Origin of the sequence: Amycolatopsis sp. DG1A-15b, assembly GCF_030285645.1 — a bacterium.
GTDB lineage: Bacteria > Actinomycetota > Actinomycetes > Mycobacteriales > Pseudonocardiaceae > Amycolatopsis.
This window is the reverse complement of record NZ_CP127296.1, coordinates 27,981-40,242: the sequence shown is the minus strand read 5'-3', so window position 1 is coordinate 40,242 and position 12,262 is coordinate 27,981. Positions and strand designations below refer to the sequence as shown.

Annotated in this window: 13 protein-coding genes; 6 read left to right on the top strand and 7 right to left on the bottom strand. The window is 70.3% G+C overall.

All coding sequences use genetic code 11. The features are described 5' to 3' along the window. Positions 1–23: 23 nt before the first annotated feature. Positions 24–968: an aa3-type cytochrome oxidase subunit II gene (gene ctaC, locus QRY02_RS00195; RefSeq protein WP_285989452.1), complete on the bottom strand. Its 945-nt coding sequence runs from the start codon at positions 966–968 to the stop codon at positions 24–26. A 186-nt stretch (positions 969–1,154) separates the two neighbouring features. On the opposite strand from ctaC, the gene asnB reads away from it, so the two are divergent. Next, positions 1,155–3,089, top strand: coding sequence for an asparagine synthase (glutamine-hydrolyzing) (asnB, locus tag QRY02_RS00190; RefSeq protein WP_285989451.1), 1,935 nt, complete (start codon positions 1,155–1,157; stop codon positions 3,087–3,089). Positions 3,090–3,143: 54 nt separating this feature from the next. On the opposite strand, the gene QRY02_RS00185 is transcribed toward asnB, so the two are convergent. Continuing rightward, positions 3,144–4,136 carry a carbohydrate kinase family protein gene (locus QRY02_RS00185; RefSeq protein ID WP_285989450.1) on the bottom strand — a complete coding sequence of 331 codons (993 nt, stop codon included), beginning with the start codon at positions 4,134–4,136 and terminating at the stop codon, positions 3,144–3,146. A gap of 148 nt (positions 4,137–4,284) precedes the next feature. Between QRY02_RS00185 and QRY02_RS00180 the strand changes: the two genes are divergently transcribed. After that, positions 4,285–4,455: a hypothetical protein gene (locus QRY02_RS00180; protein WP_285989449.1), complete on the top strand. Its 171-nt coding sequence runs from the start codon at positions 4,285–4,287 to the stop codon at positions 4,453–4,455. Between the two features lie 78 nt (positions 4,456–4,533). Here the strand turns inward: QRY02_RS00180 and QRY02_RS00175 are convergent, their stop codons facing one another. Further along, positions 4,534–4,911 (bottom strand): HesB/IscA family protein, encoded by a 378-nt coding sequence (locus QRY02_RS00175; protein ID WP_103350592.1) that lies wholly within the window; start codon positions 4,909–4,911, stop codon positions 4,534–4,536. A 146-nt stretch (positions 4,912–5,057) separates the two neighbouring features. On the opposite strand from QRY02_RS00175, the gene QRY02_RS00170 reads away from it, so the two are divergent. Both QRY02_RS00170 and QRY02_RS00165 read left to right on the top strand, forming a co-directional pair. Next, entirely contained in the window at positions 5,058–5,705 is a 648-nt protein-coding gene (locus tag QRY02_RS00170) for a DUF3043 domain-containing protein (RefSeq protein ID WP_285989448.1), read from the top strand. Between the two features lie 114 nt (positions 5,706–5,819). Then, entirely contained in the window at positions 5,820–6,809 is a 990-nt protein-coding gene (locus QRY02_RS00165) for an aldo/keto reductase family protein (protein WP_285989447.1), read from the top strand. 207 nt (positions 6,810–7,016) lie between these two features. Here the strand turns inward: QRY02_RS00165 and QRY02_RS00160 are convergent, their stop codons facing one another. Both QRY02_RS00160 and QRY02_RS00155 read right to left on the bottom strand, forming a co-directional pair. After that, a complete protein-coding gene (locus QRY02_RS00160; protein ID WP_285989446.1) occupies positions 7,017–7,859 on the bottom strand; it encodes a phosphoribosylaminoimidazolesuccinocarboxamide synthase in 843 nt (280 codons plus the stop codon). Next, positions 7,856–8,605: a GntR family transcriptional regulator gene (locus QRY02_RS00155; RefSeq protein WP_285989445.1), complete on the bottom strand. Its 750-nt coding sequence runs from the start codon at positions 8,603–8,605 to the stop codon at positions 7,856–7,858. Before QRY02_RS00155 ends, QRY02_RS00160 begins: the two co-directional genes overlap by 4 nt. Positions 8,606–8,743: 138 nt before the next feature. On the opposite strand from QRY02_RS00155, the gene QRY02_RS00150 reads away from it, so the two are divergent. Continuing rightward, positions 8,744–9,193, top strand: a complete 450-nt coding sequence (locus QRY02_RS00150; protein WP_285989444.1) for a hypothetical protein — start codon at positions 8,744–8,746, stop codon at positions 9,191–9,193. On the opposite strand, the gene QRY02_RS00145 is transcribed toward QRY02_RS00150, so the two are convergent. Then, positions 9,190–9,867 (bottom strand): IspD/TarI family cytidylyltransferase, encoded by a 678-nt coding sequence (locus QRY02_RS00145; RefSeq protein ID WP_285989443.1) that lies wholly within the window; start codon positions 9,865–9,867, stop codon positions 9,190–9,192. The two genes, QRY02_RS00150 and QRY02_RS00145, sit on opposite strands and share 4 nt — an antisense overlap. A gap of 133 nt (positions 9,868–10,000) precedes the next feature. Here QRY02_RS00145 and cobT point away from each other — a divergent pair, with 133 nt between their 5' ends. Further along, positions 10,001–11,077: a nicotinate-nucleotide--dimethylbenzimidazole phosphoribosyltransferase gene (gene cobT, locus QRY02_RS00140; RefSeq protein ID WP_285989442.1), complete on the top strand. Its 1,077-nt coding sequence runs from the start codon at positions 10,001–10,003 to the stop codon at positions 11,075–11,077. Positions 11,078–11,126: 49 nt separating this feature from the next. Here cobT and QRY02_RS00135 read toward each other — a convergent pair whose 3' ends face one another. After that, a complete protein-coding gene (locus tag QRY02_RS00135; RefSeq protein ID WP_285989441.1) occupies positions 11,127–12,230 on the bottom strand; it encodes a branched-chain amino acid aminotransferase in 1,104 nt (367 codons plus the stop codon). Between the last annotated feature and the right edge of the window lie 32 nt (positions 12,231–12,262).

The window sequence follows — 12,262 nt, the reverse complement described above, 5'->3', positions numbered from 1 at the left end:
CTACTCCTGTTGTCGCTCTGGCGTCAGTTGGACGCGGTCCGCGCCGTGCGGTCGGTGTTGAACGGCTGGGTGGTCACCGCGTGCGGGGTGCACAGCTCGCCGCAGTTCATCTTCGCCAGCGCTTCGGCCGCGGTGAACGTCTGGCCCGTCGCCGGGTTCACCTGCTTGCGCAGCGAGATGTACTGGTCGAACTTGTCCGCCGTCAGCGCGCGGACCTCGAAGTTCATCACCGAGTGGTAGGTGCCGCACAGTTCCGCGCACCGGCCGACGAAGGAGCCTTCGCGGTCGATCTTGTTCTGGAAGGAACTGTCCTGGTTGTTCTTCTCCGGGTTCGGGAAGACGTCCCGCTTGAAGTGGAACTCCGGCACCCAGAAGGAGTGGATGACGTCGGTGGAGACCAGGTCGTACTGGATGGTCTTGCCGACCGGGAGCACCAGCAGCGGGATCTCACCGGACGAGCCGACCGTGCTGACCTGGCCGCTGCCGTCGGGCTTCGCCGCGTTGGCGTCCTCGTACTTGAACTCCCAGTTCCACTGGAACGCCACGACCTGGACCTTGACGTCCGGGTTGGGGATCTTGTCGAGGACCTTCGACTCCGTCGTCGCGGTGAAGAAGAACAGGACGCAGACCATGATCGTCGGGACGACGACCGTGAACAGCTCCAACGGGATGTTGTACTGGAACTGCCGGGGCAGCTCCTCCGGCTCGCCGTCGGCGGTCTTCTTCTTGCGGTGGAACGTCGCGGTCCAGAAGATCAGGCCCCACACGATGACCCCGACGACCAGCGCGGCCACCACGGCCCAGGTCCAGAGCGTGCGCATCTCGTTCGCCTGCTGCGTGACGCCGACCGGCCAGCCGAACCGCAGGATCTCGTCGCCGGAGCAGCCCGTCGCGGTCAGCGCGACCAGCACGGCCAGCGCGGCGACCCGCACGGTCCGCTTCCCCAGGGTGCGCTCGGGTTGTCCCACTGCGCCTCGCCCTTTCACCCAGAGCCTCCTACGACCGATCTTCGTGACTGGTGCGGAGCCTAGCCGAGTTGGCGCGCTCCGCTGACCAAGGGGTAACCATCGACGCGCGTGGTACTCGCCACGGCGGCCCCGGCATACTGGGCACCTTCCCAGCCCGAAGAAGACCCTAAAGGTGTGTGAGTACCCGTGTGCGGCCTGCTTGGACTGATCTGCGCGACCGAGACCGGCGCGGCGAACGCGCGTGACGCCGTCGGTGCGGCCATGCGCTGCCAGCGCCACCGCGGCCCGGACGAGCAGGACACCTGGGCCGACGCCGAGGTCGTCTACGGCTTCAACCGGCTCGCCTTCATCGACGTCGAGCACGCGCACCAGCCGCTGGTCTGGGGCCCGCCCGAGGCGCCGGGCCGCTACACCATGAACTTCAACGGGGAGATCTACAACTACCTGGAGCTGCGGGCGGAGCTCGCCGAGAAGCACGGCGCGAAGTTCGAGACCGAGGGTGACGGCGAGGCGATCGTCGCCGGCTTCCACTACCTCGGCGCGGACTGGGTGAAGCGCCTGCGCGGGATGTTCGCCTTCATGATCTGGGACTCGCAGGAAAAGCGGGTGTTCGGCGCGCGCGACCCGTTCGGGATCAAGCCGCTGTTCTACTCGGCCGGTCCCGGCGGGGTGGCTTTCTCCAGCGAGAAGAAGAGCCTCCTGGAGCTGTCGGACGTCCTCGGCGTCGCGCAGGAACTGGACCGGAAGGCCCTGCAGCACTACCTGGTGCTGCAGTACGTGCCCGAGCCCGAGTCGCTGCACACCGCGATCCGCCGCGTCGAGTCCGGCACCTCGTTCGAGGTCGTGCCCGGCGGTGAGGTGAAGTTCACCCGCTACTTCCACCCGCAGTTCAGCGCGAAGCCGGTGAACTCGCCCGCCGAGGCCGAGGAGCTGTACCAGCGCATCGCCGATGTGATGCGCGACTCGGTCGGCAAGCACATGATCTCCGACCCGGACGTCACCGTCGGCGCGTTCCTGTCCGGCGGCATCGACTCCACGGCCACCGCCACGCTGGCCAAGGAGCACAACCCGAACCTGATCGCGTTCACCACCGGCTTCGAGCGCGAGGGATACTCCGAGGTCGACGTCGCCGCCGAGTCGGCCGCCGCGATCGGCGTGAAGCACGTGGTCCGGACGGTGACGGCGGACGAGATGATGGAGGTGCTGCCGCTCATCGTCTGGTACCTCGACGACCCGGTGGCCGACCCGGCGCTGGTCCCGCTGTGGTTCATCGCCCGCGAGGCCCGCAAGCACGTCAAGGCGGTGCTGTCCGGCGAGGGCGCGGACGAGCTGTTCGGCGGCTACACGATCTACAACGAGCCGATTTCGCTGGCGCCGTTCGAGAAGATCCCCGGCGGCATGCGCAAGCTCATCGGCAAGGTCTCGACCAAGATCCCCGAGGGCACCCGCGGCAAGGACCTGCTGCGCCGCGGCGCGCTCCCGCTGGAGGACCGCTACTACGGCAACGCCCGCAACTTCCGCGACGACCAGCTGCGCAACGTGTTGAAGACGTACCAGGAAGGCGTCGGCTTCAAGGACGTCACGGCGCCCTGGTACGACGTCTCGCGCGGCTGGGACCCGGTGGCCCGCATGCAGCACGTCGACCTCTACACGTGGCTGCGCGGCGACATCCTGGTCAAGGCCGACAAGGTGACCATGGCGAACTCCCTGGAACTGCGCGTGCCGTTCCTCGACGCCGAGGTGTTCAAGGTCGCGGCGTCGATCCCGCTGGACCAGAAGCTCGCCCACGGGACGACGAAGTACGCCCTGCGCCAGGCACTGGCGAAGATCATCCCGGCGCACGTGCTCAACCGCCGCAAGCTCGGCTTCCCCGTCCCGATCCGGCTGTGGCTGCGCAACGAGATGTACGACTGGGCTCGCGGGATCATCAGTGATTCGCGCACCGAGGAGCTGCTGGACAAGAAGGCGATCCTGGCGCTGCTGGAGGAGCACAAGGCGGGCCAGCTGGACCGCAGCCGCCAGCTGTGGGCGCTGATCGTGTTCATGCTGTGGCACGGGATCTTCGTCGAGCACCGGATCAAGCCCGAGATCCCGGAGCCGGTGTACCCGGTGAAGCTCTGACGCACGGCGAAGGCCCCGCACCGATCCGGTGCGGGGCCTTCGTCACACCCGGGGTCAGGCCGCGGGCAGGACCGCCGAGATCTCCTCCGCCGCGTCCGGGCCGAAGGCTTCGCCGATGCGGGCCAGGGCCTCCGCGCGGTCGAACGTCCACTCCTGCGTGCCGACCGTCTCCAGGACCAGCACCGCGATCAGCGATCCCAGCTGGGCCGCGCGCTCCACGTTCAGGCCGCCGTCGAGGCCGGCCAGGAAGCCCGCGCGGAAGCCGTCGCCGACGCCGGTCGGGTCGGCCTTGGTGCGCTCGGGGACCGCGCCGATCTGCAGGGCGACGCCGTCCTTGCCGACGATCTCGACGCCCTTCTCCCCCAGCGTCGTGATCCGCACGCCGACCTGGTCGAGGACGTCGGCCTCGGTCCAGCCGGTCTTCTGGAGCAGCAGCTCCCACTCGTAGTCGTTGCTGAACAGGTACTTCGCGCCGGCGACGAACGCGCGCGCCTGCTCACCGGTCATCCGGGCCAGCTGCTGCGACGGGTCGACCGCGAAGGCGTAGCCGCGCTGCCGGCACTCCTCGGCGTGGCGGATCATGCCCTCCGGGTCGTCCGGGCTGATCAGCACCAGGCTCAGCGCGCCGGTGCGCTCGGCGATCGGCTGCAGCTCGATGTTGCGGGACTCCGCCATCGCGCCGGCGTAGAACGTCGCGATCTGGCAGAGGTCCTCGTCGGTGGTGCAGACGAACCGCGCGGTGTGCGCGACCTCGGACACGTGCACGCCCGAGGTGTCCACCCCGTGCCGCTCCAGCCAGGAGCGGTAGTCCGCGAAGTCGGCGCCGACGGCACCCACGAGGACCGGCTGGACGCCGAGCACTCCCAGGCCGAAGGCGATGTTCGCGCCGATGCCGCCGCGCCGGACCACCAGGTCGTCGGCGAGGAAGCTCAGCGAGACGCGGTGCAGCTGCTCGGCGACCAGCTGCTCGGCGAACCTGCCCGGGAAATGCATGAGGTGGTCGGTCGCGATACTGCCGGACACCGCGATCCTGGCCCTGTCTGCCACCGGCTGCTCCTTCGTGTTCGACCTCACGGCAAAAGGCGCGAAGTTACCCCTGGGTCATGACCCATCCGGGTAGTTCGCGCGTACCCAGCCGACACTACCGGCTGGTACTCCTTCTCCAGTCGAATGCGGATCAATAGCGTTACGAACCGTGAACGCCGTCACCGAACCCGAAACCCTGTCCGAGCTGATCGCCGACTGCGCGCTCATCCCGGCGACGTTGCAGGCCGAGAGCCTGCCGCTGCCCCGCGTCACGGCCAAGCCGTGGGAGGTCGACGAGGCGTGCCACGCCCAGGTGGCCGAGCTCGACGCGTACGTGTAGCCCCCCAGCCGACGAGAAAGGCCCCGCCCCCCACCGGGGGACGGGGCCTTTCTCGCGATTCGCCCTCTTGCGGACGACTCAGTGGAACGAGTCGCCGCAGGCGCAGGAGCCGGTGGCGTTCGGGTTGTCGATCGTGAAGCCCTGCTTCTCGATCGTGTCCACGAAGTCGATGACGGCTTCCGACACGTACGGCGCGCTCATCCGGTCCACGGCGACCTTGAGGCCGTCGAAGTCGCGGAAGAGGTCACCGTCGAGCGTGCGCTCGTCGAAGAACAGCTGGTAGCGCAGGCCCGCGCAGCCACCGGGCTGGACGGCGATGCGCAGGTGCATGTCGTCGCGGCCCTCCTGCTCGAGCAGGGCCCTCGCCTTGGAAGCCGCGGCGTCGGTCAACGTGACGCCGTGGGTCTCCTCGGCGGTCTCGGCCTGCGTCGCGCCGGCGTGCTCAGCGGTCGTCATGGCACTCCCTCTAAGTTCGAACTCGGTGCGGATACTCCTCGTGCTGACGTGTTCAACACCGGGGACGTCCGATCTGTTCCCCCACCATGGTCGCACATGGATCGCCCTGGTTACCGGCGGCGTGACGCCTGCAATACCCTGGTGAGGTGAGGTTCCTGCGCCGAAGCACCACAGACACCGCCGCCGAAGAGCCGGAGTCGGCCGAAGCCGTCGACGTCGCCGGCAAGGCGTACACGCCCGGTAAGGGCAAGGCTACGCCGAAGCGCCGCGAGGCGGAGGCGAAGCGGCGCGGCCCGGTGGCGCCACCGCCCACGACGATGCGCGAGGCGATGAAGCGCAACAAGGAGCTGCGCAAAGCGAACCCGCAGACCAAGGAAGACCGCCGGGCGGCGGCGAAGGCCCGTCGCGACGCCATGATGCGCGGCGACGACAAGGCCCTGCTCCCCCGCGACCGCGGGCCGGTCAAGGCGTACGTCCGCGACCTGGTCGACAGCCGGCGCAACCTGCTCGGCCTGTTCATGCCGCTGGCCATCGTGGTGTTCCTGGCGCTGCTGGTGCCGCTGCCCCAGGTCCAGTCGTACATCACGCTGCTGTGCACGGCGATGCTGCTGGTGATGGCGATCGAGGGCTTCGTGAACGGCCGGAAGATCGCGAAGCTGGTCCGGGAGAAGTTCCCGAAGGAAGCGGTGAACGGCCGGTCGATCGGCTGGTACGCGTTCGTCCGGGCGTCCCAGATCCGCCGGCTGCGGGTGCCGAAGCCGCGGTTGAAGCCGGGGGATCCGATCCCGAACTGAGCTGGTTTCGAGAAGCCGGGTGGAGCGAGCCTCCACCCGGCTTCTTGCTGCTTGCGGCTGGAGCCACTCCAGGGTCGTTAGCAAAGCAAACGATTACCGCCTAAGCTCACGGCCATGGAGTTTCGTCGTCTCGGCCGCAGTGGCCTCAACGTCAGTGAGATCTCGTACGGGAACTGGCTCACCCACGGTTCCCAGGTCGAGGAAGACCAGGCCCGCGCCTGCATCCAGGCCGCGCTCGACGTCGGCATCACCACCTTCGACACCGCCGATGCCTACGCCAACACCGCCGCCGAGTCCGTTCTCGGGCGCGGCCTGAAGGGGCAGCGGCGCGAAAGCCTCGAGATCTTCACCAAGGTCTTCTGGCCCACCGGCCCCAAGGGCCCCAACGACCGGGGCCTGTCCCGCAAGCACGTCATGGAGTCGGCGCACGCCAGCCTGAAGCGGCTCGGCACCGACTACGTCGACCTCTACCAGGCGCACCGGTTCGACCGGCACACCCCGCTCGAAGAGACCATGGTCGCCTTCGCCGACCTCGTGCACCAGGGCAAGGTGCTCTACGTCGGCGTCTCGGAATGGACCGCCGAGCAGATCTCCCGCGGCGCCGCCCTCGCCCGCGAACTCAAGATCCCGCTCGTGTCGAACCAGCCGCAGTACAACATGCTCTGGCGCGTCATCGAGGAGCAGGTGATCCCCGCCTCCGAGCGCGAAGGCCTGAGCCAGATCGTCTGGTCGCCGATCGCCCAGGGCGTGCTCACCGGCAAGTACAAGCCGGGCCAGGCCTACCCCGAAGGCTCGCGCGCCACCGACGAGAAGGGCGGTGCCGACATGGTCGCCCGCTTCCTCGACGAAAACGTCCTCGAGCGCGTCGCCCGGCTCGAACCGCTCGCCGGGCAGGCCGGCCTGAGCCTCGCCCAGCTGGCCGTCGCGTGGGTGCTGCAGAACCCGAACGTCGCCTCCGCGATCATCGGGGCTTCGCGGCCGGAGCAGGTGCACGAGAACGTCAAGGCCGCCGGCCAGAAGCTCGACGCCGATCTGCTGACCGCCATCGACGACGTCCTCGGTGACGTCGTCGAGCGCGACGCGAGCCTGACCAAGAGCCCCTAGCCGGCAGGCTCAGTCCTGGTTGATCCGGCCCTGGAACGGCACCCCGAGGTCGAACGCGGCTTCGGGGGCCACCCGGGCTCGAGGCCGAACCCGCGCAGGAGGCGGCCGGCGCCGGCGAGCCGGTCGCCGCCGGGCACGCGGGAAGGCGTGAGACCGTGCGAGACGAGCAGGGTCTCGACGTCGTCGATCAGCCGGTACGGGTCGTAGTCACCCACGGACCCAGGTCTTCCCCGTGATCCGCTCGTAGACCTCGGTGTAGCGCTGCCGCGTCTGCTCGACGATGTCCGCGGGGATCTCCGGCCCGGGCGGGGTCTGGTCCCAGCCCGTCGAACGCGACCAGTCGCGGACGAACTGCTTGTCGAACGCGTGCTGCGGGCGGCCCGGCTCCCACTCGTCGGCCGGCCAGAACCGCGACGAGTCCGACGTCAGGACCTCGTCGCCGAGGGTCAGCGTGCCGTCGGCGTCGAAGCCGAACTCCAGCTTCGTGTCGGCGATGATGACGCCCTGCTTCGCGGCGTGTTCGGCGCCCTTCGTGTAGATCTCCAGCGTCAGCTCGCGAAGCCGCTTCGCGGTGTCTTCGCCGATCTCGTTCAGGACCTCGTCGAAGGTCATGAACTCGTCGTGGCCGGTGTCGGAGATCTTCGTCGTCGGCGTGAAGATCGGCTCCGGCAGCTTGTCGCCTTCGACCAGGCCCGGCGGCAGCGCGACGCCGGAGATCTTGCCGTCCCGCTGGTACTCGCGCAGGCCCAGCCCGGCGAGGTAGCCGCGCGCGATGCACTCGACCTGGACCATCTTCAGCGGCTTGCAGCGCATCGCGCGGCCGGTGAACTCTTCCGGCACGTCGGTGGTCGACACGACGTGGTTCGGGACGACGTCGGCCATCCGGTCGAACCACCAGGCGGAGAGCTGGTTGAGCAGCTTGCCCTTGTCCGGGATCGGCGTCGGCAGCGAGACGTCGTAGACCGAGACGCGGTCGGACGCGACCAGCAGGATGTCCCCGCCGTCGAGTTCGTACAGGTCACGGACCTTGCCCGCGTGGATGTGCTTCATTCGCCGTCCTCAGTCGTGTACTCGTAGAAAACCCAGTGGTCGGGCAAGGCGGCGGATTCACCGTACTCGACGACCGTCCCGTCGGCCGCCAGGAAGGTGCTCCGGCCGAGCAGCACCGGCGACCCGGCGGGCAGCCCCAGCTCGGCCGCCTCCTCCTCGTCCGCGCGGCCCGCGGCGTGCCGTTCCTGCGTCCTCGCGATCTTCGTGCCGAGCCGGGCGGCCGCGTGGGCCGCGGTGCCCTCGACGATCCGCTCCGCCACCAGCAGCGCCGGCGCCTTGGCCGACAGCGCGCCGTCGAACCACGACGTCGACGTCGACAGCGGTCGCGAGTCGGGACCGTAGGTGGTCCGCCGGCGGCGGATGACCGGGGCGCCCTCTTCCAGGCCGAGTGCGGCCGCGGCGCGTTCGGCCGCCGGCTGGAGACCGGCCGAGCGGATCACCGCGTAGTGGCCCGGCGGGTAGATCCGGCCCGTCCGCCCCGAGGCGGCGGTGCGGTCGCGGGCCGTGCGGTGCAGGCCGCCGCGGTCGACGACCGTGCCGACCCCGCGCACGGGCCGCACGAGGCCCTGCGAGCGGAGCGTGGCCAGCACCTTGGTGGCCGTCGCCATGGCGACGGCCCAGGTGCGCGCGATCTCGCGGGCGGACGGCACCGCGTCGCCCTCCTGCAGCCGGCCGGACAGGATGTCGTCACGGATCCGGCCGGCGATCTGCAGGTACGGCGGCTCGGGGCGATCGAGGGTGGGCAAGGCGGCTCCTCACAGGGACAACACGCACAAGTGTTCTAGCACGCCGGGGGGTGTCCCACAAAGGCCTGTTCAGAACCACCCAGGTGTACTAGTACACGCACTGGACTGTGCTCTAGTACGCAAGTTACCCTCGAAAGTGTGTCCCCGCCCACAGCACACTCCGGATCCAGCGGCCAGGGCCTCGAGGAACTCCTCGAGGAACTCCGGCGCCGCAAATGGGTGCTGCACCTGTTCGGTGGCCGTGAGGCGCCGGAGATCTACGCGGCAGTACACCGCTGGCCGACCTGCGCGGACGTCATCATCCTCCGCGACGAGCACCGGGCCAGCGCCTACCGCGTGCCGACCTTCCCGGGCACGGACGTGTTCAGCCCGCGGGTCGTCACCTGGCAGTACCACGCCACCCCGGTGTGGACGCTGCGGGCGGTGCTCACCCTGGCGGAGCCCGGCACCCCGGGCGCGCCGCTGCAGGCACTCCGGCCACAGCCGGATTGCCGGATCCCGCTCGAACTGCGCCACGACGTCACCATCCGGCCGACGGGAACGTTCGGGGAGGGAGATGACGGTGGTGGCCCGCCCGCGTGCGCCTAACGGGCCAGCAGCCGCTCCGCGACGACGAGGTCGTGGGGATAGGTGATCTTGAGGTTCTCGGGAGCACCCGGGACCCAGCGGATCGGCAGGGAGGAGAACCGCTCCATGCACGACGAAGTGTCCGTACCCAAGAAGCCTTCTCGCTCGGCCTTCTCGTAGGCCTCGAGCAGCGGTCCGGCCCGGAAGCCCTGAGGCGTCTGGACGCGGATCGCGCCGGGCACCTGGGCGACCAGGTGCCCGGCATCCACCTCGACGACGTCGTCCGCGGCCAGGCCCGGCACAGCCCCCCCGTCCTCGCGTGTCCGGGCCAACACCGCACCGACCAGTTCGGGGTGGACCAGCGGCCGGGCCGCGTCGTGCAGCAGCACGGCGTCGACCCGGCCGCCTGCGATTCGGGGGGCGAGGTGGCGCAGCGCGTTGAGCTCCGACGCCTGGCGCGTGTCCCCGCCGTACACGATCTCGACGCCGTCGCCGGCCACTTCTTCGGCGAGTTCCCGATCCTGCGGCCGGATGACGAGCACGAGCACGCCGATGCCGGGAACGTTCCGGAAGGCGTCGAGCGACCAGGCCACCACCCGCCGCCCGGCCAGGGGCAGGTAGACCTTGTTCAGCTTCGCGCCGACGCGGGTCCCCGCGCCACTGGCCAGCACCACCGCGGCCGCCGTCGTCTCCACGAGCCGCGAGACTACCGGCAGGCCCGGCCCGGTAGGTTGGCCACAGCGTTGCCGTGGCAGCGTTGAAACCGGGGCTCCGCCCCGGGCCGGGGGCTCCGCCACCCGGACCCCCCAAGGAGTCGAAGGGCCTGGTGTGGAGCCGGAAGACATCGAGTTCCCCGAGATCACCCCGCCCGATGACCACGCGCGGTCCGCCGCCATCGCGTTGCACGGCAAGCTGGTCAAGCCCGCCGGGTCGCTGGGCAGGCTGGAAGAGCTGGGCGTCTGGATCGCCGCCTGCCAGGGACAGTCGCCGCCGCGGCCGTTCACCCGGCCGCGCGTCGTCGTCTTCGCCGGGGACCACGGCATCGCCGCGAAGGGCGTCTCCGCCTACCCCGCCGAGGTCACCGCGCAGCTGCTGGGCACCATGCTCACCGGCGGCGCCGCGATCAACGTCCTGGCCGCCGCCGCGGGCGCGAGCGTGCGCGTCGTCGATCTGGCCGTCGACACCGAGGCGCCCGCGACGCGCTCGATCGGCGAGTTCAAGGTCCGCCGCGGCTCGGGCTCCATCGACGTCGAAGACGCGCTGACCGCCGACGAGGCCAAGGCCGCCGTCCGCGCCGGGATCGCGATCGCCGACGCCGAAGTCGACGGCGGGGCCGACCTGCTCATCCCCGGCGACCTCGGGATCGGCAACAGCACACCGGCTTCGGTGCTGGTGGCGGCCCTGACCGGCAGCGAGCCGGTCGCCGTCGTCGGCCGCGGCTCCGGCATCGACGACGACGCGTGGATGCGCAAGGCCACCGCCGTGCGCGACGCCCTGCGCCGGGCCCGTGCGGTGCTCGCCGACCCGGTCGACCTGCTGCGCACCACGGCCGGCGCGGACATCGCCGCGATGGCCGGGTTCCTCACCCAGGCCGCGGTCCGCCGGACGCCGGTGGTGCTCGACGGTCTGGTGGCCTGCGCCGCCGCGCTCGTCGCCGAGGACCTCGCCCCGGGCGCGCGGCGCTGGTGGGTCGCCGGCCAGCGGACGGCCGAACCGGCGCACGCCCTCGCGCTGGAGCACCTCGACCTGGGCCCGCTGCTGGAACTGGACGTCCGGCTCGGCGAAGGCACCGGCGCGGTGACCGCGTTGCCGCTGCTGATGATGGCCGCCCGCGTCCTCGCCGAGACGGCCACCCACGAGCAAGCCGGCGTCTCCGGGCCGCTGATCACCGCTCCCGCTTCCTGACGGAACCGGCCCCCGCACGCCAGGTGCGGGGGCCGGTTCGCGGAAGCGATCAGCCGAGCTCGACCATCCAGTGGTCCGGGTCGGGGCGGATGCCCTCCTGGATGCCCGTCAGCTCTTCGCGCAGCTTCATGGTCAGCGCGCCCGGCTGCCCGTCGGCGATCGTGAACTCGCCGCCCGCGTGCTTCACGTGGCCGACCGGGGTGATCACCGCCGCGGTGCCGCAGGCGAACGTCTCGGTCAGCTCGCCGGACGCGGCCGCCTTCTCCCACTCCTCGGTGGAGATGCGGCGCTCCTCGACCTTGTACCCGAGCCGCGAAGCCAGCTGCAGCAGCGACTTGCGGGTGACGCCGGGCAGCAGCGAACCCGTCAGCTCCGGGGTCACCACCCGGGCGTTTTCGCCGGAGCCGAAGACGAAGAACAGGTTCATCCCGCCCATCTCCTCGACCCAGCGCCGCTCGACCGCGTCGAGCCACACCACCTGGTCGCAGCCCTTCTCGACGGCCTGCGCCTGCGCCACGAACGACGCCGCGTAGTTGCCGGCGCACTTGGCCGCGCCGGTGCCGCCGGGAGCCGCCCGGACGTACTCGGTGGACAGCCAGACGCTGACCGGCTTCACACCGCCGGCGAAGTACGACCCGGCCGGCGAAGCGATGACCGTGTACACGTAGTCGGCGGCCGGGCTGTTGACGCCGAGCCCGGTGGAGGTCGAGATCATGAACGGCCGCAGATACAGCGAATCACCCGGCCGGGTGGGCACCCACCGGCCGTCGACGGCGATGAGCTCCCGCAGCGACTCGAGGAACAGCTCCTCGGGCAACTGGGGCATGGCGAGCCGCTCGGCCGACTGGCGGAACCGCTCGGCGTTGGCGTCCGGGCGGAACGACGCGATCGAACCGTCCGGCTGGCGGTAGGCCTTGAGACCCTCGAAGATGGCCTGGCCGTAGTGCAGCACCGACGTCGCCGGGTCGAGGGTGAACGGCGCGTAGGGGCCGACCTGGGCGGCGTGCCAGCCTTCGGTCCTGGACCACTTGACGGTGACCATGTGGTCGGTGAAGTACACCCCGAACCCGGGGGCGGCGAGTACCTCCGCGACACGGTCCGCGCTCGCAGGACTCGGGTGCGGGGCATGGGCGAACTGTGTCGTGGTCGTCATGGCTAGACGATACCGCTTGCTCGGACGCGCGT

Coding starts and splice junctions, on each gene's coding strand:
- QRY02_RS00165 (WP_285989447.1), top strand. CDS start 5,820: ATGGAGTTTCGTCGTCTCGGCCGCAGTGGCCTCAACGTCAGTGAGATC.
- QRY02_RS00175 (WP_103350592.1), bottom strand. CDS start 4,911: ATGACGACCGCTGAGCACGCCGGCGCGACGCAGGCCGAGACCGCCGAG.
- QRY02_RS00160 (WP_285989446.1), bottom strand. CDS start 7,859: ATGAAGCACATCCACGCGGGCAAGGTCCGTGACCTGTACGAACTCGAC.
- QRY02_RS00135 (WP_285989441.1), bottom strand. CDS start 12,230: ATGACGACCACGACACAGTTCGCCCATGCCCCGCACCCGAGTCCTGCG.